The 24,429-nt window shown below is 36.0% G+C and carries 25 protein-coding genes; 9 read left to right on the top strand and 16 right to left on the bottom strand.

The genetic code is table 11. From position 1 onward, the window contains the following. Positions 1-277 precede the first annotated feature (277 nt). Positions 278-757, bottom strand: a complete 480-nt coding sequence (gene cdd, locus IPI31_14675) for a cytidine deaminase (protein ID MBK7569061.1) — start codon at positions 755-757, stop codon at positions 278-280. A 51-nt stretch (positions 758-808) separates the two neighbouring features. Here cdd and IPI31_14670 point away from each other — a divergent pair, with 51 nt between their 5' ends. Then, positions 809-2,158 (top strand): saccharopine dehydrogenase NADP-binding domain-containing protein, encoded by a 1,350-nt coding sequence (locus tag IPI31_14670; protein MBK7569060.1) that lies wholly within the window; start codon positions 809-811, stop codon positions 2,156-2,158. Between the two features lies 1 nt (position 2,159). Here the strand turns inward: IPI31_14670 and IPI31_14665 are convergent, their stop codons facing one another. The 4 genes from IPI31_14665 to IPI31_14650 form a co-directional block, all read right to left on the bottom strand. Further along, entirely contained in the window at positions 2,160-2,711 is a 552-nt protein-coding gene (locus IPI31_14665; protein MBK7569059.1) for an RDD family protein, read from the bottom strand. A 68-nt stretch (positions 2,712-2,779) separates the two neighbouring features. After that, positions 2,780-3,331 carry an NUDIX hydrolase gene (locus IPI31_14660; GenBank protein ID MBK7569058.1) on the bottom strand — a complete coding sequence of 184 codons (552 nt, stop codon included), beginning with the start codon at positions 3,329-3,331 and terminating at the stop codon, positions 2,780-2,782. A 169-nt stretch (positions 3,332-3,500) separates the two neighbouring features. Next, positions 3,501-4,181, bottom strand: a complete 681-nt coding sequence (locus tag IPI31_14655; protein MBK7569057.1) for an NAD-dependent deacylase — start codon at positions 4,179-4,181, stop codon at positions 3,501-3,503. Between the two features lie 317 nt (positions 4,182-4,498). After that, entirely contained in the window at positions 4,499-5,488 is a 990-nt protein-coding gene (locus IPI31_14650) for an acyl transferase (protein MBK7569056.1), read from the bottom strand. A gap of 42 nt (positions 5,489-5,530) precedes the next feature. On the opposite strand from IPI31_14650, the gene IPI31_14645 reads away from it, so the two are divergent. Further along, positions 5,531-5,977 (top strand): hypothetical protein, encoded by a 447-nt coding sequence (locus tag IPI31_14645; protein ID MBK7569055.1) that lies wholly within the window; start codon positions 5,531-5,533, stop codon positions 5,975-5,977. Between the two features lie 676 nt (positions 5,978-6,653). Here the strand turns inward: IPI31_14645 and hemF are convergent. From hemF to IPI31_14610, 7 genes are all read right to left on the bottom strand, one after another. Further along, positions 6,654-7,577, bottom strand: coding sequence for an oxygen-dependent coproporphyrinogen oxidase (gene hemF / locus IPI31_14640; protein MBK7569054.1), 924 nt, complete (start codon positions 7,575-7,577; stop codon positions 6,654-6,656). A gap of 66 nt (positions 7,578-7,643) precedes the next feature. Beyond that, positions 7,644-7,889 carry a hypothetical protein gene (locus tag IPI31_14635; GenBank protein MBK7569053.1) on the bottom strand — a complete coding sequence of 82 codons (246 nt, stop codon included), beginning with the start codon at positions 7,887-7,889 and terminating at the stop codon, positions 7,644-7,646. A gap of 215 nt (positions 7,890-8,104) precedes the next feature. Next, entirely contained in the window at positions 8,105-8,512 is a 408-nt protein-coding gene (locus IPI31_14630) for a hypothetical protein (protein MBK7569052.1), read from the bottom strand. A 1-nt stretch (position 8,513) separates the two neighbouring features. Beyond that, positions 8,514-9,164: a DUF2490 domain-containing protein gene (locus IPI31_14625; GenBank protein ID MBK7569051.1), complete on the bottom strand. Its 651-nt coding sequence runs from the start codon at positions 9,162-9,164 to the stop codon at positions 8,514-8,516. Continuing rightward, positions 9,145-9,828, bottom strand: coding sequence for a DUF4956 domain-containing protein (locus tag IPI31_14620; protein MBK7569050.1), 684 nt, complete (start codon positions 9,826-9,828; stop codon positions 9,145-9,147). Before IPI31_14620 ends, IPI31_14625 begins: the two co-directional genes overlap by 20 nt. Continuing rightward, positions 9,821-10,573 (bottom strand): polyphosphate polymerase domain-containing protein, encoded by a 753-nt coding sequence (locus IPI31_14615; GenBank protein ID MBK7569049.1) that lies wholly within the window; start codon positions 10,571-10,573, stop codon positions 9,821-9,823. Before IPI31_14615 ends, IPI31_14620 begins: the two co-directional genes overlap by 8 nt. Next, entirely contained in the window at positions 10,574-10,987 is a 414-nt protein-coding gene (locus IPI31_14610; protein ID MBK7569048.1) for a hypothetical protein, read from the bottom strand. Between the two features lie 309 nt (positions 10,988-11,296). Here IPI31_14610 and IPI31_14605 point away from each other — a divergent pair, with 309 nt between their 5' ends. The 4 genes from IPI31_14605 to IPI31_14590 all read left to right on the top strand — a co-directional run bounded on the left by IPI31_14605 (position 11,297) and on the right by IPI31_14590 (position 17,578). After that, positions 11,297-12,964, top strand: coding sequence for a M1 family metallopeptidase (locus IPI31_14605; GenBank protein MBK7569047.1), 1,668 nt, complete (start codon positions 11,297-11,299; stop codon positions 12,962-12,964). Between the two features lie 365 nt (positions 12,965-13,329). Continuing rightward, complete coding sequence (locus tag IPI31_14600) at positions 13,330-15,342, top strand: T9SS type A sorting domain-containing protein (protein MBK7569046.1); 2,013 nt, start codon at positions 13,330-13,332, stop codon at positions 15,340-15,342. Between the two features lie 590 nt (positions 15,343-15,932). Further along, positions 15,933-16,802 (top strand): T9SS type A sorting domain-containing protein, encoded by an 870-nt coding sequence (locus IPI31_14595; GenBank protein ID MBK7569045.1) that lies wholly within the window; start codon positions 15,933-15,935, stop codon positions 16,800-16,802. A gap of 284 nt (positions 16,803-17,086) precedes the next feature. Further along, the gene (locus IPI31_14590; protein ID MBK7569044.1) at positions 17,087-17,578 is read left to right on the top strand and encodes a hypothetical protein; all 492 of its coding nucleotides are present in this window, start codon (positions 17,087-17,089) and stop codon (positions 17,576-17,578) included. A 28-nt stretch (positions 17,579-17,606) separates the two neighbouring features. On the opposite strand, the gene IPI31_14585 is transcribed toward IPI31_14590, so the two are convergent. The 4 genes from IPI31_14585 to IPI31_14570 all read right to left on the bottom strand — a co-directional run bounded on the left by IPI31_14585 (position 17,607) and on the right by IPI31_14570 (position 20,761). Next, positions 17,607-18,626: a threonine aldolase gene (locus tag IPI31_14585; protein ID MBK7569043.1), complete on the bottom strand. Its 1,020-nt coding sequence runs from the start codon at positions 18,624-18,626 to the stop codon at positions 17,607-17,609. Then, a complete protein-coding gene (locus IPI31_14580; GenBank protein ID MBK7569042.1) occupies positions 18,623-19,258 on the bottom strand; it encodes a rhomboid family intramembrane serine protease in 636 nt (211 codons plus the stop codon). The genes IPI31_14585 and IPI31_14580 overlap by 4 nt, the downstream gene beginning before the upstream one ends. Continuing rightward, positions 19,258-19,719 (bottom strand): 23S rRNA (pseudouridine(1915)-N(3))-methyltransferase RlmH, encoded by a 462-nt coding sequence (locus IPI31_14575; protein ID MBK7569041.1) that lies wholly within the window; start codon positions 19,717-19,719, stop codon positions 19,258-19,260. Before IPI31_14575 ends, IPI31_14580 begins: the two co-directional genes overlap by 1 nt. 67 nt (positions 19,720-19,786) lie before the next feature. Continuing rightward, on the bottom strand, positions 19,787-20,761 hold the full coding sequence (locus tag IPI31_14570) for a polyprenyl synthetase family protein (GenBank protein MBK7569040.1): 975 nt from the start codon (positions 20,759-20,761) through the stop codon (positions 19,787-19,789). 70 nt (positions 20,762-20,831) lie between these two features. Between IPI31_14570 and IPI31_14565 the strand changes: the two genes are divergently transcribed. The 3 genes from IPI31_14565 to IPI31_14555 all read left to right on the top strand — a co-directional run bounded on the left by IPI31_14565 (position 20,832) and on the right by IPI31_14555 (position 23,990). After that, positions 20,832-22,856, top strand: a complete 2,025-nt coding sequence (locus IPI31_14565) for a response regulator (GenBank protein MBK7569039.1) — start codon at positions 20,832-20,834, stop codon at positions 22,854-22,856. After that, on the top strand, positions 22,853-23,368 hold the full coding sequence (locus IPI31_14560) for a response regulator (protein MBK7569038.1): 516 nt from the start codon (positions 22,853-22,855) through the stop codon (positions 23,366-23,368). Before IPI31_14565 ends, IPI31_14560 begins: the two co-directional genes overlap by 4 nt. Before the next feature lie 79 nt (positions 23,369-23,447). Beyond that, positions 23,448-23,990: an RNA methyltransferase gene (locus IPI31_14555; GenBank protein ID MBK7569037.1), complete on the top strand. Its 543-nt coding sequence runs from the start codon at positions 23,448-23,450 to the stop codon at positions 23,988-23,990. Positions 23,991-24,429 lie beyond the last annotated feature (439 nt).

Genomic DNA, 24,429 nt, shown 5'->3' with positions numbered 1-24,429 from the left:
GTTAGGGACGAAATATCGGTAACACCAGTAAAACCCAAATTACGCAAGTCCCATCGGGACGACATATCGGTAACACAAGTCAAGCTCAAATAACGCAAGTCCCGTTAGGGATGGCATGTAAGAAATGTTCAAGCGAAGGAATATCTTCAAGTTTAAGTGCTGGTTATCAGAGAACATTAAATGCATTCATTTTAAAAAAAAATGCATCAGCGGGTATTCGACTTTTTCCAAAATATTTTTACATGCTATAGTATTTAAATTGAAACGTCTTTCTCACTTATTTTTTCAACCATTCCCCCGAAAAATAAAGCGGCAATAATTCTCTTACGCTGTTGATCACATAAACTTTTTCTCCCGGATGTGCGAGAATTATTTTGATGGGTTTATTTTGTTTTAATTCGTATTCCGCCATCACTTGTCGGCATGCTCCACAGGGTGCAATTGGATTTTCGAGGGAGAAAGAAGTTGTGATCGCGATGGCAGTAATTGTTTTCCCCGGATATTGACTCGCAGCAGAAAAAAATGCCACCCTTTCGGCGCATAAACCTGATGGATAGGCAGCATTTTCCTGATTACTGCCTAAAACCACAGTGCCATCCTCCAACAATAATGCTGCACCTACCTGGAATTGAGAATAAGGAGCATATGCTGTTGCCAAAGCATCTGTTGCCAATTTAATAAGGTGTTTATCATTATCCGTCATTTCTTCCAACGAGCTATATTCCTCCACAATGCTGATCAATTCAAATTTCTTCATTTTAGCGGGCAATTTGATTAAGCACGAAAATACTAATTTTGTAACTGAGTTATGAAGAACATATTGATCTTAGGTGCCGGTAAATCAGCTACTGTGTTGATTGAATATTTACTGCAAAATGCAACACAATGTAACTGGATGATAACATTAGGTGATATTGATATTGAAATTGCCATTCAAAAATTAAATAAACATCCACGAGGAAGGGGAATTTATTTTGATACACAGGATAAAGAATTACGAGAGCAATCCATAAAGGAGGCAGATATAGTTATTTCCTTGTTGCCGGCATTTCTTCATATCGAGATAGCCAGAGATTGCGTGCAATTTAAAAAACATTTTGTTTGTGCATCCTATGTAAGTGAGGAGATGAAATTATTGGAGGAGTCGGCTAAAGCTGCAGGTGTTATATTGTTGCATGAAATTGGATTGGATCCTGGAATAGATCACATGAGTGCAAAAAAAATGATAGATGCCGTATTGTTGGCAGGTGGAAAAATTACCGCATTTGAATCATATACCGGCGGATTAATCGCTCCGGAATCAGATAATAATCCCTGGAATTATAAATTTACCTGGAATCCCCGCAATGTTGTTTTAGCAGGGCAGGGCACGGCAAAATTTTTATGGGACGATCACTATAAATATATTCCATATCATAAATTATTTTCAAGATATGATATCATGGAAATTCCCGGTTATGGGGAGTTTGAGGGATATCCGAATCGCGATTCACTTGCGTATAAAAAAGTGTATGGTCTCGAAAATACTGCAACTATAGTGAGAGGAACCTTGCGCAAACGAGGTTTTTGTGATGCCTGGAATGTTTTTGTTCAATTGGGAATGACAGATGATTCCTATTTAATTGAAGGGATAGAAAATTTTAACTGGAGAGAATTTACGGAATCATTTTTACCAAAATCTTCTTTTTCTGTGGAAGCAAATCTCGCAGAATATGTGAAAATTACGCATAATCTTGATATTCAAAATAAATTAGTATGGTTGGGATTATTGAGTGATAATAAAATATATAATTCCGCCGAAACTAAAATAAATGCAACGCCTGCTCAGGTATTGCAAAAGTTACTGGAAGAAAAATGGAAACTGGAAGATAGTGATAAAGATATGTGTGTTATGATGCATCTGATGGAATACCATTTAAATGATCAAAATTATACGGTTCAATCGTCTATGGTTGTTATTGGGGAAGATGGACTTCATACTGCAATGGCGAAAACCGTTGGACTTCCTGCAGCAATTGCAGTTAAAATGATTCTGGATGGATCCATCAATAAAACGGGAGTTGTAATTCCTGTTTTTCCTGAAATATATAATCCCGTGTTAGAGGAATTAAAACTCCAACACGGGATAGATTTTGAGGAAATTATTACAGTAAAATAATTTATGATCTCGTTACACAAATTGTTTTTGCGATCTTATCATGTAAGGCTTGTTTTTTCTTATCGAAGGCAACAAACAACACAGAGATTACTAATAATATAGTGGTAACTATTGCAAAATTACTTTGATGTTCCTGTTGAAACTGACTTGTTTCCATAAATCCTGTTACATCCTGAAATCCGTCGGTTTGAAATAGCATCACGGTGGTCATTATTCCTACAAGACCATTTATAATATAAAGTGATGCTCTCACAGCCGAAGTTCCCATATTAATTGGTTGATTATCCTCTGTAACCACTTTTATTTTCATTGCTCGTTTTCCGATGGTAGCTCCGGATTTACCTTCCATATAAATTTTATAAACAAGATAAGCTAAACTGAGAATAATTGCCAGCGGTAAACTTTTAATGGACATACTATTATAATAAGAGAGTCCATAAACGGGAATAAAAATTAGGAAGTCAATTAGTGATGCACCTACTCTTTCCCAAAAGGAGGCGTATTTTATTACATCACTGTAAGCTTCTGATTGATCGAGTATTTGATTTTCCATAGATATATTTTTTTCAAATATATAAAAAATTTGGAAAAACGCAACCGAATTAATTTGTTAACATTGGGTTACCAACCCAATAATATTTTAGCTTTCAATAAAGCAATTACGGTGAGCGAATCTTTTATTTCCCCACTTTCTACCATGGTATAGGCATCCGCAAAAGGGATCTTTTTGATAATTAGATCCTCATCCTCATCGGGATTTGGATCTCCCACGGTTAAATTTTGAGCCAAAAAAATAAAGCCTATTTCATTGGTTACCGAGTTCGAAACCTGAATTTCCTGAATCAATTTCCATTTTTGAGCAGTGAGTCCTGCCTCTTCCAACAATTCACGTTTTGCATTCAGCAATGGATCCTCTTCTTTTTTACCTCCACCCTCAGGAATTTCCCAGGTAAATAAATTAAATGGGTAACGATTTTGCCCTATCAACCAGATATTACCCTCTTCATCAACCGGCAAGATCCCAATTGCATAATTTTTAAATTCCACAATACCATAAATGGTTTCCTTACCTGCAGGATTAATTACATCGTGTTCTTCCACATGTATCCATGGATTATCGTATATCACTTTTTTAGTGAGTGTTTGCCAAGGGTGTTTGAGTTTATTTTCCATTTACAATTTTTTTTTCAAAGTAGTCCACCACGTAGCGAGCGACGCAGGAGCTCTGCTTCGTGGCGGACTCTGTGGATGCGTCTATAATTTTAATATGTCCCGCATAAATTCCGCCACACAATCAACGTGTCCCCACAGAGTCACGCGCAGCGGACTCTGTGGATGGGGACTATAACTTTAATACATTTCTAATTAAATCAGCAACCCCTTCCGTCGCATTCTTTGTAATAAAATGAAAATTACTTTTTTTATTCATCTCCGGAATTTCCGGATTAATAATATAAACAGGAATATCATAAGGTGCATAATGCAACAGCGATGCAGCAGGATATACTACCATACTTGTTCCTATAATTACTAAAATATCGGATTTTTCTGTTAGCGTTATTGCTTTTTCGAGCATAGGAACCTGTTCGCCAAACCATACAATATGAGGTCGGAGCTGTCCGCCGTCTGCTGCAAGATCACCTAAATTTATATCGCCGTTACAATCAAAAATAATCTCTTCATTTTTAACACTGCGCGATTTAAAAATTTCGCCGTGTAAATGCAAAATATTTTTACTTCCCGCTCTTTCGTGGAGGTCGTCGATATTTTGTGTTATTATTTGAACTTGATGATGTTCCTGCAAAGCAGCAAGATCAAAATGTGCTTTATTTGGATTTGCGTTTTTAACTGCTTTTCTTCTTTCATTATAAAACTGCAGCACCATTTTCTGGTCGCGCATCCAGCCTTCGGGAGAGGCAACATCTTCCACTCTAAAACCTTCCCATAATCCTCCCGCACCTCTGAAGGTTGGTATTCCACTTTCTGCACTGATGCCTGCACCGGTTAATACTGTTATTTGCATGGTTTATTTTATTTCCTCAAAGTTCGAATATTTCCCGCAAAGATTTGTGGCTTTTAAAATGGTTTCTCGCAGGGTGTGTTGTGTTAATGGGGTAAAAAAGTTTCCCGCAGAGGTCGCAGAGGGGCAGAGCTAGCAGAGTTAGTAGGGTGTGTTATTTTTTTGTTGCACAAAAAAATTATGTAAACTATAAATTGTATATATAATTTTTATTAACACAAATAATTTATTTTATAATAATTTATTTTATCCCTTCAGGGATAAAATTTTTTCTCTGCGCCCCCTGCACCTCTGCGCCCTCTGCGGGAAACAATTTTTTTTCATTCAATCATCAAATTACAACCTCTCACATCGCTGTTATCAAATCTTCCCAGCACTTCGAAGGAACCGTTTGCATGTGTTTTTCCGAGATCCTGGGTGGCGATAAAGGAACAGGAATGAATATTTGCAAGATCTATAATATTAATGCAACCGGTTTTTTCATTAGGTAATATTGTAAATGGATCTTCAGCATCTCGGATGAGGATCTTCATCCAGCTTGGTGTATAAAATACACTATCTCCCTTGGAATATGCCTGCGATAATAATTCGGTCATGCCGTATTCGGAATAAATGTTTTTTGTCAGAAATGCTGCATTTAAAATTTTGTGTAATTCTGCACGCGTAATTTCTTCTCTTCTTCCTTTCATTCCTCCGGTTTCCATTATTATTGTTTTGGATAATGGCATAGGAAATTTTTCTGCAAGGTCTAAAAGCGCAAAGGTGACACCAATTAAAATAGTGGGAATATTCTGTTTTTCATTGGATATAATTATTTTCTGTAAACCTTCAAGATCATCCAGATAAAATCCATTTTGTGGATTTCCGCTTTCATTCATTAATTCGCGGCACATATAAACAAGAGAGGCATTGGGTCTATCGAGATAGGAGGGAAGCAGGGCTAAAATGTTATATTGTTTTATATCTCCAAAAAATAAGGAAAAACAACGATTTATACTTTCTTTATATAATTCCTTATCACTTACATAATGGCGACTATTTATAGTGGAGGTTGTTCCGCTACTTTCAAAATAAAAATCAGTATTTCCTTTTCCCGTAATAATTTTTTTGGTTTTAAAAAGTTCTATCGGGAGAAATGGGATATCCTCCAAACGGGTAATGGATATTGGGGATATGTCTAAATATTGTAAAAATTCCTTGTACACCACATTTTCCACCGCCTGGTAACGAAAAAGCTCCAATGCTTTGTCAGCAAAGGTTTCAGGCGTAACAGAAAACAACTCTTTTTTGAACTGAACAATATTTTGCATTGTTAAGCAGTTATATTTTGTGTATTTTTGGAATGTAAAATTATGATTCGCAGTAACAGCTACCTAATTATTTTGATATTAATGGTTTTCGCAGCCTGTGTGAAACCACCTGATTATCCTATAGAACCTCGTATTGAGTTTGTTAGTATGAATCAAAGTACCTTTAATGAATTGGATGAAGATAGTTTGAGTATAGTGATATATTTTGAAGATGGAGATGGTGATCTTGGTAGTGAGGATAGCGTAAATATGTTTTGGGAAGACAGCAGAGTTCCCGGCTATTTGGTTCCATTCAAAATTCCATTCTTTAATGTGGAAGGAAACAGCAAAGCCATTTCAGGCACCATAACTACCTATTATCCCATTTCATTCTGTTACGATGATTCTGATCCCATAGATACCTTCTACTTCAAAATATTTGTTGAAGACCGGGCAGGTCATCAAAGCAATGTTGATTCTACGGATTTGATATTTATTAATTGCAATTAGGGAAATAGGAAGTAGGAAATAGGAAGTAGGAGAAAGGAGAGAGGAGAAAGGAGTTTAAATTTCTTCGAAATTTTACCAGATCCCACTGTTTGTTTTCCTGATACTTGCTACTCAAAAGGAGTTTAAATTTCTTGCGAAATTTTACTATATCCCCTGTTTGTTACCCTACTTCCTAGGTCCTATTTCCTATTTCAAAAAAGGAGAAAGGAGTTTAAATTTCTATAAAATTTTTGGTTGAATGAGTTAGTGAGAACTCTGTATTCGACAGCCTCAATCTCTGAGTTTTTATTGTGATATTACATTTACTGAGAGCCTCGCTAAGAGCGAGACCCTCAGTTGCTCCGGGTTTTTATTAGGATATAATCATTTCACTGAAAAGTTTTTTTTCGTGCTTCGTTGAGATTAAAACAGAGAATAAAATTTACAATATAAATCTTACTTAGTCCTAAATCTGCTTTCCCATGTCCTATGTCTAGTCCCGTGTCCCGCGTCCTATGTCCCCTTCCCTTGTCTTATGTCTAGTCCCGTGTCCCGTATCCTGCGTCCTATGTCCCCTTCCCTTGTCTTATGTCTAGTCCCGTGTCCTGCGTCCTATGTCCCCATCCCTTGTCTTATATCTAGTCCCGTGTCCCGTGGTCCTATGTCCCCTTCCCTTGTCCTATGTCAGTCCTATTTCCTATGTCCTATTTCCTACTTCCCATTCCACCCAGTCAATCCCTTGTTTCAGCAGCTCATTAGTTTCCGCTTCCTTGCTGTTCTTTGCCGGTTTGTGATTGTATTTCCAACTTGCTTGAGGGGGCATGCTCATTAAAATGGACTCTGTTCTGCCATCGGTGTCGAGACCGAATTTTGTGCCTTTGTCGTAGACGAGATTAAATTCTACGTATCGTCCTCTTCTCAATAATTGAATTTGTTTTTCTTTTTTGCCGTAGGCAATATCTTTATTTGTTTGCATTAAATCGGTGTAAATAGGTGCAAATAAATTACCTACATCCTGAACAAAATGAAAACGATCCGATAAAGAAATGTTTTCAGTTTCTGCTAAACGATCAAAAAATATTCCGCCTATGCCACGTGTTTCATTTCTGTGTTTTATGAAAAAATATTCATCGGCCCATTTTTTAAATTCAGGATAATAATCAGGATTATGTTTATCGCAAACATTTTTAATTGCTATATGAAATTCTTTCGCTTGTTTGGGATCTATACAAATGGGAGTGAGGTCGATTCCACCTCCGAACCATTTTTCACCGCTGCTTAATTCAAAATAGCGCACGTTCATGTGTATAATTGGAACAAAGGGACTAAAGGGATGCATTACAATAGAAACACCCGAAGCAAAAAAATCGTGACCGTGAACATTTAATGCAGCACCGATCTTTTCCGGTAAAATGCCATGAACCTCTGAAAAATTTACACCACCTTTTTCGATGATATTTGCATTTTGTATCACCCTTGTTCTTCCACCTCCACCGCCCGGCCGCTGCCAGATCTCCTCCTCAAAAACTCCTTTGCCATCACATTTTTCAAGAGAAGTGCATATGTTGTCCTGTAAGGTTCTGAACCAGTCGGAAATAATAAATCTGTTTAACGTTTTCATAACATTAAAATATACTGCAAAGATAACATAGATGCAGGTTCTTAAAAGTGACAAAGGTCATTTATACTATAATAAATCAATTTCCAACTCCGATTTTTGCATTTCAGTTAAGTCAAATTTGCCACCTTTTGCTTGAAAAAAAGGTGGCGCCAATCCGCCGCGGCGGACACCATGCGGCATAAATGTCCCTAATGCTTGCCACCCGGACCGAAAAAGGCGCCACAACAAACCGAATATTATTTGCTTCGTGTTGAAACTAAATTCAAAATCAAATTTATCCTCTTCAAAATGGTGGCGCTTATTTTCGCTCAAATTCCACTAACATTGAAACTTTTGTTTTGATGTGGCGACGCATAAGGGACATTAAAGCCACATGCTGATGCCCACCGTCACGTCCCTAAACTTTAATGGCGGATAAAAAATCCCTTATTAAAATTGAAATCTTAATTAATTTCCTAAATCAAACCTAGTTAATTGCCAGACACTTCAATATGAAAATATGTAATTCCCCAGTTTTAAATTGCAGATCATTTTACGCTGAAATCTATCCTGAATTGGCGTTTGCGGTTGATATGATCCTCGAAATCGCAGAAAATACCTTGAGTATAGGCGGGTAAGGTGGTATTGATCAAACTGACATTATCTGGTTGAGCAAAGGGAGATAAAAATGCTTTAGGACTGAAATTTTTACAGCTTTCACCGAGACAAATTGTAGTTGCTGATCTAAAGGAAAGAGGTTTCGGAAAACTGGCGGGATCTTGAGGAAGATCATCATAATTGGGATAGAAAAATTCTATTTTTGGTTCATAAGGTATATATAAATCCAACACGTTCAATTTTAAATCACCGAACTCAATGGAATCTATATTATTATTTTGAGCCTTTAAAATAAAGGAGCAACATAATAAAGATCCAAATAATAGTATTCTACTCATCTTAAAAGGTATATACATAACTCAAACTAACAATATGCATTGTTTCAGGCTTATTTACGTTAAATTCTTTATCGTAGATGTAAGAGAGATTAAATTCATTATGTTTGTTGGGTCCATAGGATAAACCGGCCTCTGATCGGAAATTATCAAATTGATCTATTTCATTGCTCAGAGAATAAAATAATTCACCGGAAATGAAGGGGCTGAAATCTTTATTGATCTTATATTTTGCACCCAGTTTATTGCGAAACGCAGTACCTTCAGAAGCATCCGGAGTAAAACTATATTGGAATTTTGATCTCAAACTTAGCGTTAGGTCATTCATTTCTTCCTTATAACCAAAAGAAGCAGCTATTCGGTTAGTGTTTTGAGATTGCCTTATCGAATATCGATATTCGGTTCCTACCTTAAAGCGTTTATTTATTTTATAATCTACAGAAATATTACTATTCATTTGATAGAGGTCGCCGGTGCTAAAATTATAACGAATTTCTTCTGCGATATCGCATGAAAGATCATTTATAATTTCGAAACTTATACCGGCATTTACCCAGCCTCCTCCATCAACATACTGGGCCGAAAGCGGACGCAATAAAATTATAATGAAAGTAATAAGTAATAAGTGTATTTTATTAATCATCGTCGTCGTCATCAAATCCGTTATCCTGTGGATCTCTTGTTGTACTTGCTTTATAAAAAACCTTTACCCTTGCCATATCGCGCAAAAAGTCGGTGGTTAAAATTTCGAAGTTGCGAATGTCTAATCCTGTGCGGTCTCTCAGATCCTGCATCATTTCCGCCCTGCGTTCAGGTTTAATGTTTTCAATCTTTTCATATTCAATCGTCTGTTCACTTAAACCTTCTTTATACCATAATCTCTCCAAAAAATATGCGGATGCTAAAAGAGAAACGTTTGTAAACAATAATTCAACAAAACTTACTTTTTTAGTTGTTAATGCATTAATAACAGCAATTGCAATAATCATAAATAAATAGGTCATCTCCTTCATGGGAATACTAATTGTTCTGTATCGAAGGATAGAAAAAATGGCAAAAAGTCCGAACGCAAATCCCATATCCAGTTTTAATCCCGACAATAAATAACAAAGGAAAAAGATCAATGTGCTGAACATGTAAAAAGTGAAAGCATAATTTTTATTTTTCTTGTCGCTTCGGTATATCACTTTTATCATGATAAAAACAACAATAAAATTGAACAAAGCCCTAAGCATTAGGTCATATATGTCTTTGTCAAAAAATTCCAGGTCAAGGAACCTGTTTTCATCATCAGCTGCTTGCAGTAATAAATTATACATTTTCGATTCGGTTTATTTGTAGCGTTTTAAATTTGAAGTTATTTGATTTTAAATATCCGTACATAAAAGCCACTCCTACGCTATACTTACTGATACGCACTTCAGGGCAAAAATTATCGCGCATGGCTAATTTAAATTGAGATCCCGATGATGAGCCGTCCATTTTTAATTCTGCAATGCATAAATTACTGAATTTACGTATGCGATCGGGCGTTTCCAATACCAGATCAGTATCAATTGTTGAACGTTCCCTTAAATTTTTATTTACCAGCGTAAATCGTTTAAAATCGTTGCGCAATTTTGGTTTTAAATGATCGGGATCAAAAGGAGTATGGAGGCGAATAAATTCTTTTGCAGGTTCGGTTAATATTTCGGTAAATTCCGGAATTTTAATACGCGATTTAATGGTTCGTTTTGTATTTGTTTTGAATTTTATTTCTAAAAAAACAAGATCGCTTTCCACGTATTGTCTTATTCTTATTTTATATCGGTTAACACGTTTATTGTGATGTTGGGTATAAAAAAAGAAATCGTCGGTATCGAAATAAATATTTCGGTAACTGAATAATTTCTGACCCTGTATTTCCAAAACTCTGTAATCTGATTGCATCAGTTGTAAAATACCTGGTAATTTTTCTCTGTGGAAAAAATACTTGGTATCTTTTCTGTTCATTAATTCCACACCTTCCATTTCGGAAAGTGTTATAGGAGAAAATGTATTTAATATTTCGGTTAACTGGCTCAATTATCGTTTTTCTATCACTATATCAGTAGCTGTTACATCCTGATGGTTATCTGTAATTTCAACAGTTTGCATTACAACTTCCGTCGAGCCGTTGCAGGTTATGCAATCGGAGTATGAAAATATGGTATAGGTTCCTTGCCGAAGGAAAGGAAATTGAAAGGTGCCATCGTAACTTGTTTTTGTTTCATCATCAAAGGTGGTCCCGTCGCCATAAATTATATAAACTCTTTCCTCTGCGCCATAATATTGCTGATATAAAGTTCCTGACTCGTTATATCTTTCTACAAAAACTTTTCCGGTAATTGTGGAGGTTCCACCATCACCCGGCAACCCGTTACAGCCGGAAAATATCATCACTAAACATGTAAAAATCGAAGGAAAACCGATTCTAAGGAGGTAGTTAGGTTTTAACATAGATCAAAATTACTTAATGATAATTTAATATTCATTTAATGTGGTTTAAACAGCCATGAAGCATCAGTTTTCTTTACAAATAACCTCTCTGTTACAATTCTGAGGCAAATCTATCATTTATCTGTATAGACAGTTGGGACAAATTTTAACACTATCCACAGAATATGGTATGATAATTAGATAGTTGACCAATTAAACCGACTTTGTTAGCTATAGCAACTGCTAAAAGAACCCGATTTATGTTAATTCGGGTTAACAGAAAAGAAACATTGCAGTAATTCGTTTTATACTTGCAAAACATTGAGAAAAATGAAAAAGACATTAAGCATTATCCTTTTGATAACAGTATCAGTAAGTAGCAGTTTTGCTCAATTATTTGATAAACAGGAAGGATTTACAAGAAAAGATTCTCTTCGGGGCGACTTGTCGGCAGTCCGCAGTTGTTATGATGTAACCTTTTACGACCTGAAAGTTAAAGTGGATATACTCAACAAACGTATAGATGGATCGAATTCTATTTATTATACAGTTGTTAACGATTTCAAAACATTACAAATTGACCTTACAGAAAAACTTGCGATAACAAACATTTTTTTTGGAGATAAAACCCTGGAATTTAAACGTGAATTTGACGCTGTTTTTGTGAGTTTTCCTGAAAAACAACTCAAGGGAACCAAAGGAATGATACGCGTGGAATACGGTGGAATGCCTCAAATTGCCAAAAATGCTCCCTGGGATGGTGGATTTAGTTACACTGCAGATAAACAAGGTTATCCCTGGGTTGGAATTTCCTGTCAGGGATTAGGAGCAAGTGTTTGGTGGCCTAACAAAGATCATTTGAGTGATGAACCTGATAGCATGATGATAAGAGCAATTGTTCCGGCAGACCTGAAATGTATTGCCAATGGTAATCTACGCTCAGAAAAGGCTGATATTCAGGGTTTTAAGGAATTTGATTGGTTTGTAAGTTATCCTATTAATAATTATAATGTTTCACTCAATATTGGCAGATACACGCATTTGGAGGACGAGTTCATTTATTCTGACGGAGAAAAACTTGCCATTGATTATTACGTTTTGGATTATAATGCAGAAGTGGCAAAAAAACATTTTGAACAGGTTAAGCCCATGCTAAGCTGTTATGAAAAGTATCTGGGCAAATATCCTTTTCCAAAAGATGGGTATGCAATGGTGGAAACGCCTTATTTGGGAATGGAGCATCAAAGTGCAGTGGCCTATGGGAATCAATACAAAACTGGTTACATGGGATTTGATTATTCCGGAATAGGTTTGGATTTTGATTATATTATTATTCACGAATCGGGACATGAATGGTGGGGAAATAATGTGAGTGTGAAGGATATTGCGGATCTGTGGATTCACGAAGGATTTTGTACTTATTCAGAGACGATATATGTGGAATGTATGTTTGATAAACAAACCGCAATGAATTATCTCACTGCAATGAAAAGCAATATTGGAAATGCAGAACCAATTATCGGAAAATACAAAGTGAACAATGAGGGAAACGGTGATATGTATCAAAAAGGTGCATTGATATTAAATACGCTTAGAACAATTACCGATAATGATGAACTTTGGTGGAGTATTATAAAGGGAATTCAAAAAGATTATGCATTACAAACTGTCACCTCGCAACAAATTGAAAATTATATCAGCAGAAAATCTGGAAAAGATTTTTCAAAAGAATTTGATCAATATTTACGCAGAAGTAAATTACCTATATTGGAATATTCCCTTAATCCAACTTCCAATGGATTAGAATTCAAATACCGTTGGGTTACACCCGACAAAGAATTTGCAATGCCATTGCGTTATATCAATGAAAAGAAAGAATTGATCTGGATATATCCAACTTCACAATGGCAAAGTGTAAGTCTGCCAGGAATTACACTCACACAATTTAAATTGGATGAGGAGCATTTTTATTTTGAGGGGAGGATGGTGAAGCCGTAGGGGTGGGGGACAATGTCCCAGCAGGGTTCTTGCCTCATAAAAAATAAATAAACTGGCAAAACCCTGCGAAGGTGATACGCATGTATGTCGCAGGGTTTTGTCGGTATTATATTTCGGGTGACAAGAACCCTGCTTGGACCATGGTGACAAGGACCCTGCTTGGACAATGGTGACAAGAACCCTGCTTGGGCTTTGTGCTCCGCAGGATCTGTAACCAATCAGTTACAGATCATATTTGCCACATTTAAACTTAGATTGCAACTATAACCAAAAAAGGCACCTCTATATATACATAATATCATAATTTGGCAAATCAATATTGATTGATAAACCATTTTATTTAAATTTGGAAAATCTCCCCCACCATGATAAACAATTTTAAAAAACTTATTGCATATTCTTCCAGTGCAGCTACCTTTTTATTAACGAATTCCGACAGTCGTGCTCAGGTTGTTTACCATAATATTGATCCTGATTTCATGATTAATGACAATGGATCAATTGCAATTGATTTTAATGATGATGGTATTAACGATATTCAAATAAATGAAGATTTTAGTTTTGACCTGACATTTTGGACAGATGGCACTATGGTTTGGTTTGGAGAAATCTCGGTATATTTAAATGGATTCAGCGCTGTGGTTGCAAATACTGGAGGTTACCCTTCTTCTTATGGTGCAAAAGATCTCGATTCTGGATTTTTGATCGGTAATTCAGCTGCATGGAACACTTTAGATTCTATAAACTTGTTTAAAGCATGGAGTTATCTTTCGAGTGCATATGGTTATTACTTTAACTGGTATGATAGTAACAAATACCTCGGTGTGAAATTTCAAATTGCCGGTGAAACACATTTTGGTTGGATAAGATTGAGCATTGAAAATATTGGTTTGGAGGATGGATTGCGTTATTATTATTTGGCTGTTCAGGATTATGCTTATGAAGCTACGCCTAACATTCCTATCAGCATTGTAAATCCAACTGCGTCCATTGCTACAAATTTAGTTTTAACTGATGTGACAGATCATCAGAATGCGTCTGATTTTAAGTTGAGTTTTCATAAAGCAGAGGATGAATCTACAATTAGTGCTTATAGAGTATTTTTGTTTAAGTGTCTATTTGGTTCACCTGCAATACCTACCATGGCATTGCTGGAAACTCTTTCACCTGACAGGTATTTCGAAATTATTCCGACTGGTTTATCGGAGTACGAATTAACCTTGCCTGAAACAATGTATGACACAGAAGGAAGTGGGATATTGACCGGTGAACCATATTATTATCGGGCAATTGTTTTATCGATTGCCGACGGATTAATGGTAACGCAAAATAATGTTTCACTACCAAGTAATTATGAATTGAATGAGCTGGTTCCGGTTGTTGGCGCATTTAATGTAAGTTTAAATGAATCCGGAGATAATTGTGACATAACTGATTTTGAAATCACTTTTCATCGTGCTTATGATGAATCTAATATTGCGGAATACAGAGTGTATATAGTAAATAATGACCACGATCTTGTTTCGGTTGGCGATACATCCTATTATCAATCGGTAAGCCCTAATGGAGCTCCTAATTATACTTTATCGATGGATATAAATAAAAAGATATATGAAGACTCCGAACCAATTTTATTTCAAAACTACTATGCAGAAATAATGACCATTGGCGATAGTGTTCACGCAACTATTGCCGATTTTGCATCCTCCAAATTTTATGAAACTTATTATGGTAATACCGAGGGTGATGAGGAAGAATTTTACTGTTCATTATATCCACATACCCCGGTAATCTCCTTCACGGATATAACTAAAACAGCTGCAGATATTCAGGTTCAATTTAACGGTCCTCAAAAAATAAACCAGCTGAGTGAATACAGGATCTTTATTGTGCCGGAAGAGGATATAACAAATTTTACTGTTGCCGAAGCTAAACAAATACCCTCAACAAATTATTTCAAAATAATAATACCCCAAAAAAGAATAAATGTAAATCTGCCATCAGATCTGCCCGACATACATGGTGATCTAATTGCGTTAGAAAAAAGTTATGTGGTTGTAATAGCACTGATTGACAAAAGTGAACCGGCAAAATTATCCCTCTCTTACCCATCAGAAATATTTAATTTTTTAACTGATGAAGGAAATTTACCTATTCCTTATACCTATATTTACGAGGATAATTTGTATGTAATAAGTACTGGTGATCTGCCTTTTTCTTTAAACATGTATAATATGGCGGGACAACTCATTATGGATTATAACATAACTTCAGCACTCACTGTAATAAATCTGATGGATTTTCCGAAAGGTGTTTACCTGATAAAAAGTAAACCCACAAATGAATTACCTGTTACGAAAGTATTTATTGGGCATTAGAAATATTAGACGCTAAATCACCTTATATTGAAAAGGTCACTAAAAATATAGGGTAGGCAATGAGTAATTGAATTTACGCTTAACACTACCAACCCATGTACCATAAATGGGTAGATTCTTCGGGCAGTTTAAACTCATTAAATTGTGCGGCTTCATTCCATCTGTCAGCTTTGTTTCTGCGGAATATTTAAAAGTCCGAGCAGGGTTCTTGCCTCAAAAAAAATAAATAAACCGGCAAAACCCTGCGAGGAAATTCGCATGTATGTCGCAGGGTTTTGTCTGTATTAAATTTCGGGTGACAAGAACCCTGCTTGGAATATGGGGACAAGCACCCTGCTTGAACTAAGGAATTATTATTTACCCTGATCTAATTACTATGTCTTTACTTTATTTCGAGAAAAACAATCACAAAATTTACACTACTTGAAAGCCAATTTTTCAATTAACCCCCTATAATATTAACGTACAACCAACGGTATTTATTAGTGATGACGACAATTATATTTATATTTACTATTCAAATATGAAATCCACTACTTAAAATTACATATTAAAACACAAGTCACTGCATAATTCGTTAAAGCTGTACAATGAAGTCTGAAAGATTTACCATATTTTCCTATTCAATTTTCACTTCATTATTACTGAATATCCATAAAAACGTTGCTTCTCAGGCTTTTTATACTGATGTTGATCCTGATGTAGTCTTAGATAGTGATTTAGAGAATCTTTTCATTGATATGGATAACAATGGGACTACCGACTTTATTTTGTTTAATTGGTCCTATACAACATTTTCATCTGGTTTTTTTGAAACCAGGCAAAGATTATGGGCAGGTCCTAATATTCATGATAATGCCATAGCAGGAAGCCAATTAGGTTCTTTGTTGATATATTATCCATATGCACTGTCAGAAGTGACATTAATTAATGAGGGATTGGAATTCCAAACAGCTTTTTTTCAAAGGATAGCATTTAAGGATATAAATACATTTCCGCCAGACATTACCGGGGGGAACTGGTATCCGGAAATGTTTGATCATTATTTAGGCGTTAGATTTATTGGTACCTATGGTTGTGATCATTATGGATGGATACGATGCGATGTCATGGATGAAGGCAGAACCCTTATTATTAAAGATTATGCGTATGAAACGAAATGTAATATAGGGATCTTAGCCGGAGATGCAATTGGCGATACCTCTACAGTCAATATTCAAGAAGTTAATACATTGAATGCTGTTGTTTACGGTTTTGGAAATACTGTTTTTATATACTTGGATGAAATACAGGAGAACCTTGAAGTATCAGTTTACGACCTTAATGGAAGTCTCCTTTATTTTGACAACCTAATAGCTCTTAATGCACAATTTCAATTAAAGCAACCGAATGGAATGTATATTGTAGAATTAACAGATGGATTGAAAAAATTTACTAAAAAAATAGTTATAGATAATTAGTGTAGATTTTCTTTCAGACTTTATATTGATAAAATTTTAGGGTTTAATATTAAATAGGTATAACTTGGGGGGTAATTATGGACTTTAACATTACTTCAGCCATAATGATTATAATCTAATGGATTATTCACAGGGTGTTTACCTGATAAAAAGTAAACCCAAAAATGTATTACCTGTTACGAAAATATTTATCGGGCATTCGAAGTATTGATCTATAAATCGAATTCTGTTGAAAAAGTGGTTTTGTTTCAATATATTTACAAAACTTAGAAAAACAGACAGGCATGTTCGATCAATTACTTAATATAGCACAGGAAAATTTGGGTGGGATAACCCGCAATATTCCCGGTTTGAACGACCTGGACAGCAAGCAGGTGTCGGATGTTACCTCGCAAACCGTTATAAATACCATATTATTACAGGCTAAGAAGGGGGATGTAAATCCATTGAAGGAAATGCTGTCAGGCATTGATACCGGCCACGACAACGATATAATTAACTCTCTAAAAGGATCTGTAACCAATCAGTTACAGAACAAACTAAACATTTCCAATCAAAGCGCCCAGCAGTTGGCAATAATGGCTCTTCCCATTATTATGAACATGCTAAATGGCAAGGTTCGCAACGCGCAGAACTCCGGTTTTGACATTAATTCTGAGATAAATTCCATGCAGGGAAAGGGTGGAGGCATGCTAAACTCTATTTTAGGCCTTTTTGGAGGAAATAACGGTAATAACAGAGTGATCAACAATCTTCTTCAAAGGTTGATGCAATAGGAGGGGGTTTGGCTATTTCCGAACCGGGTTAGTTCATTTTTGCCAAAACAGTTCTTGTGTGTTCCGCCATGTCCGCATTAATATCCAAATGTGTTACAAATCGCACCCAATTATCTCCGATTGCAAAGGCATGAATGTCATTTTGGGCAAGATGATCGATAAAAGTTTTAGCGTTAATATTATCATGTAATTGGAAGATGATAATATTAGTCTCCACTGGAAGTATATCACTTACAAAATTGCTTAACATTAATTGTTGTTCAATATATTTTGCGAGTTGATGATCCTGACGCAAACGGTTTATATTATTATCCAGTGCATAGATACAACCGGCAGCCATAATTCCTGCTTGGCGCATTCCGCCGCCAAATACTTTTCTGATTCGTCTCGCTTTTTGAAGATGATTTTTTTTACCGGTTAATATGGATCCAAAGGCACATCCCAAACCTTTCGAAAAACATAAAGTAATTGTATCAAATAATTTTCCGTATTCAGAAGCATCTTCTTTGGTTTCTACCAAAGCATTAAATAATCGGGAGCCATCTAAATGAAGATTTAATTGATTGGTATCACAAATCTTTTTTATATTTTCAATTTCTGCTATCGGAAATATTTTTCCTCCGCCTCTGTTAGAAGTATTTTCCAGAGAAACCAATTTTGTAATTGTTTTGTGAACGTCTTCAGGATTAATATTTTTTGAAATAGCTTCCGCAGATATTATTCCGCGATCACCTTCCAGGTATCTGATCGAACAACCCGAATGAAATGCATATCCACCCACCTCATAATTATAAATATGCGAAGTGCGATCGCAAATAATTTCATCGAGCGGATTTGTCAATATTTTTAGTGCGATCTGGTTCGACATGGTAGCAGTTGGTGTAAACATTGCCGCTTCAGTACCAAACATTTTACAGATCTTATTTTCCAATTCATTAATAGTGGGGTCTTCACCAAAAACATCATCACCAACTTCTGCTTTCAGCATAAATTCTTTCATTTCTGGGGAAGGTTTGGTGATAGTATCACTGCGCAGATCTACTCTCATAATTTCATTTGTATTTGATCAATTAATAAGGTGAATAATTCCGGTTTAAAGATACCGGGAAAAATAAATCCGAATAAGGCTCCGTAAAGATGTGCATCGTGATTAATATTATCTCCCCCTCTTCTGCCCATGTAATAAGAATAAACTATATACAATACTCCGAAAACAATTGGTGGAACACTAAGAGTTGGAATAAAGAAAAATCCTATTCCGCCATTAAAAGGACCTATTAAAATACATGCGAACAAAACTGCGGCAACGGCACCCGATGCGCCCAATCCTCTGTAAGTAGCGTCGTGACGGTGTTTGAAGTAGGAGGGAACATCGGATAAAATCATCCCTAAAATATAAATTGCAACATACATTAAGTTGGCGCTCGCTCCAAAAATTTCAGGCAGGTAAAATTTTTCCAGTGTTGTGCCAAAGGAATATAATACAAACATATTTACCCCCAGGTGTAAAAAATCAGCATGAATAAATCCGCTGGTAATAAAACGAAACCACTCGTTTCGTTCACGCATTGCAAAGGGATAAAATAATGCCGTTCCCTTCATTGCCGGATTATTAAATGCCATAATGGAAGTGATGGCAGTAAGAATAATAATTAAAATTGTAATACTGAAATTTTCCATTAATGATGGTATGGTTCGTTTTTAATGATGGTGAATGCGCGATATAGTTGTTCTAAAAAAATGAGTCGCACCATTTGATGCGGGAAGGTCATTTTGGAAAGACTGATCTTTTCATTTGCAAGTTTATAGATCTCCTCACTAAAACCATAAGCACCGCCCAACACAAATATCAGTTGTTTTTTATTTTCCATTTGTTTTTGACTGATATAACCTGAAAATTCTTTAGAAGTAAATTGTTTGCCCAATTCGTCTAATAATATAATATGGTCTCCTTTTTCAATGTGTTTTTTAATTAATTCGCCCTCTCGAATTTTCATTTCGTTTGGTGATAATGATTTTATATCGGTGGTTTCTTTCCAGATGAAACCAATATATTTTTTAATTCTTTTATTGTACACCTCGCAACCGGCTGCTACCTGTTTGTCTGTTGTTTTGCCAATGCTGAGGAAGGTGATATTCATTTACAATTTTTTTTTGCCACTAAGGCACTAAGGCTCGAAGGTTTCACAAAGATAAATTTAGAATCATTTAATAGGATCTTTTAAAAATATATTCCAGGAACTGATATAAATTTTCTTTTCTTTCTTCGGCAACATTTACTTTTTTTAATAATGCGATCGCTGCATCGTATTGTTTTTGCATTTCCAGTTCTGCATCCTGTTGAATATTGTATTTGATAAAAACTTCCATTACGGCATCTATTTTATTTTGTTCATCCAAAGGTTTTTTGCTGTATAAATATTTCAGATGTTCTATATCAGTTAAATTGGCTTTTTTGAGCGCTGTGAGAATAAGGAAAGTTTTTTTATTTTGAACGATATCTCCACCCGGTTTTTTGCCGAATTTTTTTTCATCACCAAAAGCGTCTAAAACATCATCCTGAATTTGAAAACTGTTGCCGAGTTTAATGCCTGCTTCATATAATAATTTTGCATTTTCCTCATCGCTTCCACCTGCAAGTGCTCCACAATATAAACTACAACCGAGTAATACGGAAGTTTTACCGGTTATCATGGTTATATAATCTTCCAAAACCACATCCGTTTTTGTCTCAAAATCCATGTCGAGTTGCTGACCTTCACAAACTTTTAATGCAGTATCATTGAACATATTCAACACTTCAGCCAGGCGTTCTTTTTTTATTCCTGACAGCAATTGATATGCTTTGATCAAAAGTGCATCTCCTGAAAGAATTCCCGTAGCCAGATCCCATTTTTCATGGATGGTGGCACGGCCGCGTCGCGTTGGGGCATTATCCATAATATCGTCGTGCACCAGCGTGAAATTGTGAAATACTTCCATTGCTAAAGCCACATCTTCACAAGGTTTCAGATCGTCGGTGAAGAGATTTGAACTCAGCATTGCAAGTGTAGGTCTGATATGTTTTCCACCTCCGTTTAAAATATATCTCGCCGGATCATAAAGGCCTACGGGAGTTTGTGGAAATGGAATTTCACGTAAACGGAGTTCTATAAGCGTGTTTATCTGATCTGCTGTCAACATCACTGCAAATATAGGAGGAATAACCAATTGCCGTTTTAAATATGACAGATATTGCGTTAATCTGTGGCTGATGTCTGAATTCGATTTTTCTGACCAACTACGGGAGTTACTCGCAAAATATTACACGCACAGCAAGAGTATAGAGCGCGAATTATATAAGAGTGAGATAAAATACCGCTCTTTGCTCGAACAACTTACTGATGCTATTTATTTTACGAGTCTGGATGGTAAATTTTTAGAATTCAACAAAGCCACTGTTGAATTGCTTGGATATAGTTATGAGGAATTAAAAGCACTGAATGTTGAAAGTACCTATGCAAATCCTGAGGACAGAGACAGATTTAAGCAGATCATTAATGAGCACAATGAGGTGATAGAACATGAATTAAAATTAAAGAGAAAGGATGGGGAGTTAATTGATTGTCTTATCACTTCAACAGTAAGATATGATTCAGCGGGTATATTGGTGGGCTATCAGGGAATAATACGCGATATTACTTTTCGCAAAAAAGCAGAGGCTTTACAAAGAGCAAAAGATCTTGCAGAGCAGGCGAATAAATTCAAAGCGGAATTTCTTGCTAATATGAGTCATGAAATTCGCACACCAATTAATGCAATAGTGGGAATGGTGCATTTATTACACCAAACTCCTCTCACACAAAAACAACAGGAATATTTACATGCCATAGATACTTCTGCAGATAATTTATTGGAATTGATAAACGATATTCTCGATTTTTCGAAAATAGAGGCCGGTAAATTACAACTGGAGGAAAAATATTTTTCCGTAAAACAATTAGTTGAAAATCTAATTCAAACGATACGGTTTAAAGCGGAGGAAAAGAATCTTGACCTCGTGTGGACCATTGATGAAAAGGTTCCTGGGGCTGTGGCAGGAGATCAACTTCGTGTGAATCAGATATTACTAAATCTCATTAGTAATGCAATTAAATTCACTCAAAAAGGGGAGATAAGGGTAACGGTAAAATTAATTGATGTTATAGAGGAAAAGGCACGTATATTTTTTAGTGTGCGCGATACGGGAATTGGAATAGGGCAGGATAAATTAAATTCTATATTCGACAGTTTTACGCAGGCAAATATTGATACTACCAGAATTTATGGTGGCACCGGATTGGGATTGGCCATTGTAAAAAAATTGATAGATATGTTGCATGGAGCCATTATGGTTAAAAGCAAATTAAATGAGGGTAGTGAATTTATTTTCGAAATAGATTTTGCCGTGCCAAAAGATTATTTGGTGCAGGAACAAAATAATCTGAAAAATAAAACAGCAGATGAAATATCGGATGTGGGGGATTGCAGAATTTTACTTGCGGATGATCATCCTATTAATCAGCTGGTCACGAGTGAATTATTGAAACATATCTGGAAAAATGTTCAGATAGATCTGGCAGAGAACGGCAAAATAGTTTTAGAAAAATTAAAGACCATTCCATATGATCTTATTTTAATGGATGTTCAGATGCCCGAATTGAACGGACTTGATGCCACCAGGGCAATAAGAAAGTTGGACAGTCCGGTTTCTAAAATTCCAATACTTGCATTTACTGCTTATGCAACCACGGGAGAGGCCGATAAATGTATAGAAGCGGGTATGGATGATTATATTTCTAAACCGGTTAGTCCGGATATTTTGTGCCGGAAGATCATAGAATTGCTAAATTCGAAGGGTTATTTTACAGGGGAAAGGATGAAGAAACTGATCGCAATTTCCCCGGAATCGAAAATAGATCTGGAATATTTTCATACCATAACCGAAGAGGATACGGAGTTAAAGATCAAAATGATGCGCATTCTATTGGACGAAACTCCGGAGGAATTGGCTCAGATCCAGCAGCATCTCAAGGACGAAAACTGGGATGGAGTAAGGGCTGTAGCGCATAAAATGAAGTCGGGATTACAGTTTCTAGGTCTGGGTGAAATGCTTGATCTTGTGAAAAACATTGAGGTGTCTGCCAAAGAAAAAACTAATCTTCACCTATTGTCGGAAAAAATTAATACTGTAGTTTTGTCCTGTAGGTCGGCATTGGATCAATTGCAGACAGAACTTACAAAAATACAAGCACAATGAAAAACAAACAATATAGGATTTTTCTGGTTGACGATGACACGAAACATCTGATCATGCTTAAGAATCATCTTGAGAAAAAATCGGAATATGATATTAAGGTGAATATTTTTTCCAATGGGGAAAATTGCCTGGATAAAATGCACGAAAATCCTGATGTAATAATACTTGACTATTATCTCGACGGAATAAAAGCGGATGCTGCAAATGGATTAGAAATATTAAAAAAGATCCGTGTTTCCAATCCCGATACTTATGTAATTATGATGAGTGGTCAGGATGATCTTAAAGTGGCAGTGGATACTATTGACCACGGGGCTTATGATTATATTATCAAGGGGGAAAGTGCATATGTTCGTGCCCAAATGATTATTGATCATATTATTGAAAATATTAATGCTGCGATCTGGAAAAAAAATATGCGCATGCGTGAAATGGCGATGATTACCGGATTTATTTTATTGGGTTGCGGATTAATTGCCATTGCCTTATACGACATGGGTATTTTTGATTAACAATATTTAACCTCCTCACAGGTTGCCAATTAAAATACATATTGATTTTGAATCGTTGTATTTTTCTTATATGTAAATTATGTATAAAACGCCTAACGCTGCACTTGCCCGACTTACTGTAGAAGAATTTAAAAATGCTGAAAAGACGCCATTTGTAATTGTTTTAGACAATGTGCGCAGTCTTAATAATATAGGTTCTGTTTTCCGCACTGCGGATGCATTTTTATTACGCGGAATATGTTTATGTGGCATAACTGCCAAACCTCCTCACAGAGATATAGAAAAAACCGCCTTAGGAGCTACGGAGACCATTTATTGGGAATATTATGATAACACTGTTGATGCGGTGAAAAAATTAAAATCTCTGGGATATAAAATCCTTGCAATAGAACAAACGAGTAAAAGTGTTTTATTAAATGAATTTGAACCGGAGAAGGATGAAAAATATGCATTTATTTTTGGGCATGAGGTAACAGGGGTGAGTGATGAAGTGTTGGAACTTTGTGATAATTGGGTGGAAATTCCGCAATTTGGAACAAAACATTCGTTGAATATTTCGGTGAGCGTTGGTGTTGTTGTTTGGGATATTTATATTAAATTCAAGCGGACGCTTATTTCGTGAATCGTCAATCGTGAATCGTGAATCCGGGATGTTGACGTAGTGGTAATCTGGGTATTTCTGACATTTGTCATTAGTCAATAGTCAGGAGTAAATGCATATGCATCGGCTATCGAGGATCAAACTCATTTCTCATCACTCATTACTCATTTTCGTGAATCGTCAATCGTGAGGCGTGAGCCCGTCATGGCTAGACCTGAAATTCAGTGTCTTTCTAATAATTGGGGGCAATCGCCATAAATACCTTTTATTGTCAATAGTCAATAGTCAGGAGTAAGTGCATTCGGCTGTTGAGGAACTTACTCACCACTCACTACTCACCACTTTCCGTCAATAGTCATTAGTCAGGAGTAAATGCAATCGGCTGTCGAGGAGCACACTCATTACTCATAACTCATTACTCATTTTCGTGAATCGTCAATCGTGAGGCGTGAGTCCGTCA

The organism is Bacteroidota bacterium (genome assembly GCA_016706865.1).
Classification (GTDB): domain Bacteria; phylum Bacteroidota; class Bacteroidia; order Chitinophagales; family BACL12; genus UBA7236.
This window is presented reverse-complemented; position numbering and strand designations above follow the sequence as displayed.

What these genes read in the sequence shown, in the direction of transcription:
- cdd (MBK7569061.1), bottom strand. Translation starts at nt 757, where the DNA reads ATGAAGAAATTTGAATTGATCAGCATTGTGGAGGAATATAGCTCGTTG.
- IPI31_14670 (MBK7569060.1), top strand. Translation starts at nt 809, where the DNA reads ATGAAGAACATATTGATCTTAGGTGCCGGTAAATCAGCTACTGTGTTG.
- IPI31_14665 (MBK7569059.1), bottom strand. Translation starts at nt 2,711, where the DNA reads ATGGAAAATCAAATACTCGATCAATCAGAAGCTTACAGTGATGTAATA.
- IPI31_14660 (MBK7569058.1), bottom strand. Translation starts at nt 3,331, where the DNA reads ATGGAAAATAAACTCAAACACCCTTGGCAAACACTCACTAAAAAAGTG.
- IPI31_14655 (MBK7569057.1), bottom strand. Translation starts at nt 4,181, where the DNA reads ATGCAAATAACAGTATTAACCGGTGCAGGCATCAGTGCAGAAAGTGGA.
- IPI31_14650 (MBK7569056.1), bottom strand. Translation starts at nt 5,488, where the DNA reads ATGCAAAATATTGTTCAGTTCAAAAAAGAGTTGTTTTCTGTTACGCCT.
- IPI31_14645 (MBK7569055.1), top strand. Translation starts at nt 5,531, where the DNA reads ATGATTCGCAGTAACAGCTACCTAATTATTTTGATATTAATGGTTTTC.
- hemF (MBK7569054.1), bottom strand. Translation starts at nt 7,577, where the DNA reads ATGAAAACGTTAAACAGATTTATTATTTCCGACTGGTTCAGAACCTTA.
- IPI31_14630 (MBK7569052.1), bottom strand. Translation starts at nt 8,512, where the DNA reads ATGAGTAGAATACTATTATTTGGATCTTTATTATGTTGCTCCTTTATT.
- IPI31_14625 (MBK7569051.1), bottom strand. Translation starts at nt 9,164, where the DNA reads ATGACGACGACGATGATTAATAAAATACACTTATTACTTATTACTTTC.
- IPI31_14620 (MBK7569050.1), bottom strand. Translation starts at nt 9,828, where the DNA reads ATGTATAATTTATTACTGCAAGCAGCTGATGATGAAAACAGGTTCCTT.
- IPI31_14610 (MBK7569048.1), bottom strand. Translation starts at nt 10,987, where the DNA reads ATGTTAAAACCTAACTACCTCCTTAGAATCGGTTTTCCTTCGATTTTT.
- IPI31_14605 (MBK7569047.1), top strand. Translation starts at nt 11,297, where the DNA reads ATGAAAAAGACATTAAGCATTATCCTTTTGATAACAGTATCAGTAAGT.
- IPI31_14600 (MBK7569046.1), top strand. Translation starts at nt 13,330, where the DNA reads ATGATAAACAATTTTAAAAAACTTATTGCATATTCTTCCAGTGCAGCT.
- IPI31_14595 (MBK7569045.1), top strand. Translation starts at nt 15,933, where the DNA reads ATGAAGTCTGAAAGATTTACCATATTTTCCTATTCAATTTTCACTTCA.
- IPI31_14590 (MBK7569044.1), top strand. Translation starts at nt 17,087, where the DNA reads ATGTTCGATCAATTACTTAATATAGCACAGGAAAATTTGGGTGGGATA.
- IPI31_14585 (MBK7569043.1), bottom strand. Translation starts at nt 18,626, where the DNA reads ATGAGAGTAGATCTGCGCAGTGATACTATCACCAAACCTTCCCCAGAA.
- IPI31_14580 (MBK7569042.1), bottom strand. Translation starts at nt 19,258, where the DNA reads ATGGAAAATTTCAGTATTACAATTTTAATTATTATTCTTACTGCCATC.
- IPI31_14575 (MBK7569041.1), bottom strand. Translation starts at nt 19,719, where the DNA reads ATGAATATCACCTTCCTCAGCATTGGCAAAACAACAGACAAACAGGTA.
- IPI31_14570 (MBK7569040.1), bottom strand. Translation starts at nt 20,761, where the DNA reads ATGTTGACAGCAGATCAGATAAACACGCTTATAGAACTCCGTTTACGT.
- IPI31_14565 (MBK7569039.1), top strand. Translation starts at nt 20,832, where the DNA reads ATGTCTGAATTCGATTTTTCTGACCAACTACGGGAGTTACTCGCAAAA.
- IPI31_14560 (MBK7569038.1), top strand. Translation starts at nt 22,853, where the DNA reads ATGAAAAACAAACAATATAGGATTTTTCTGGTTGACGATGACACGAAA.
- IPI31_14555 (MBK7569037.1), top strand. Translation starts at nt 23,448, where the DNA reads ATGTATAAAACGCCTAACGCTGCACTTGCCCGACTTACTGTAGAAGAA.